Consider the following 1,057-nt stretch of genomic DNA (forward strand, 5'->3'; position numbering starts at 1 on the left):
GGCTTTGTTGAATAAATCGAACTTTTGCTGAGTTGAAGGATCAGATCACGCATCTTCCCGACAACGCAGACCGTTCCGTGGCAAAGCAAAAGTTCAAAATCACCAACTGGTCCACCTACAACAAAGCTCTCATCAACCGTGGCTCCCTCACTTTCTGGCTGGATGATGGGGCGATTCAGGCCTGGTATGAGTCAGCAACACCTTCTTCACGAGGCAGACCTCAGCGCTATTCTGACCTTGCCATCACGACTGTGCTGGTCATTAAACGCGTATTCAGGCTGACCCTGCGCGCTGCGCAGGGCTTTATTGATTCCATTTTTACACTGATGAATGTTCCGTTGCGCTGCCCGGATTACAGCTGTGTCAGCAGGCGGGCAAAGTCGGTTAATATCAGTTTCAAAACGTTCACCCGGGGTGAAATCGCGCATCTGGTGATTGATTCCACCGGGCTGAAGGTCTTTGGTGAAGGCGAATGGAAAGTCAAAAAGCATGGCCAGGAACGCCGCCGTATCTGGCGTAAGCTGCATCTCGCCGTTGACAGTAAAACACATGAAATCATCTGCGCTGACCTGTCGCTGAACAATGTGACCGACTCAGAAGCCTTCCCGGGTCTTATCCGGCAGACTCACAGAAAAATCAGGGCAGCATCGGCAGACGGCGCTTACGACACCCGGCTCTGTCACGATGAACTGCGGCGTAAGAAAATCAGCGCGCTTATCCCTCCCCGAAAAGGTGCGGGTTACTGGCCCGGTGAATATGCAGACCGTAACCGTGCAGTGGCTAATCAGCGAATGACCGGGAGTAATGCGCGGTGGAAATGGACAACAGATTACAACCGTCGCTCGATAGCGGAAACGGCGATGTACCGGGTAAAACAGCTGTTCGGGGGTTCACTGACGCTGCGTGACTACGATGGTCAGGTTGCGGAGGCTATGGCCCTGGTACGAGCGCTGAACAAAATGACGAAAGCAGGTATGCCTGAAAGCGTGCGTATTGCCTGAAAACACAACCCGCTACGGGGGAGACTTACCCGAAATCTGATTTATTCAACAAAGCC

At 52.7% G+C, this 1,057-nt stretch carries 1 protein-coding gene; it reads left to right on the top strand.

The features are described from left to right. Positions 1–77 precede the first annotated feature (77 nt). Complete coding sequence (locus IL54_RS22060) at positions 78–1,001, top strand: IS5-like element IS903 family transposase (RefSeq protein ID WP_032416385.1); 924 nt, start codon at positions 78–80, stop codon at positions 999–1,001. Positions 1,002–1,057 lie beyond the last annotated feature (56 nt).

Origin of the sequence: Sphingobium sp. ba1 (genome assembly GCF_000743655.1) — a bacterium.
Taxonomy (GTDB): Bacteria; Pseudomonadota; Alphaproteobacteria; order Sphingomonadales; family Sphingomonadaceae; genus Sphingobium.